General features: G+C 37.7%; 1 pseudogene. It reads right to left on the minus strand.

Going from position 1 to position 302, the window contains the following annotated elements:
- Positions 1-175, minus strand: a pseudogene (locus tag Xsze_RS23455) (IS982 family transposase); the annotation flags it as partial.
- Positions 176-302 lie beyond the last annotated feature (127 nt).

Consider the following 302-nt stretch of genomic DNA (forward strand, 5'->3'; position numbering starts at 1 on the left):
TCCCTTTATCTGTTGAAAATCCTAAGTATTCACCAATCACTTCCATCGTGATGACTTCCGCATCACTCAATTTAGGTGGGAGCCCTCGGCTTCTGAATCGCATACCTTGTTGTAACTGCGTTAAATTGTCATCTACCCAACAAAACACCCAAATGATAAAATCTTGTTGTGACATAGCCTTTTGTTCCTTTATTTCTCTATTTTTGACGACTTAAAGTTATAAAGGAGCGGCTATGTCATTTCAACTCATCATAAAAGTCGAGCATCGCGTTAAAGTATTCAAAAACGAATCTGAAGGATTT

Source organism: Xenorhabdus szentirmaii DSM 16338 (genome assembly GCF_002632585.1).
Lineage (GTDB): Bacteria > Pseudomonadota > Gammaproteobacteria > Enterobacterales > Enterobacteriaceae > Xenorhabdus > Xenorhabdus szentirmaii.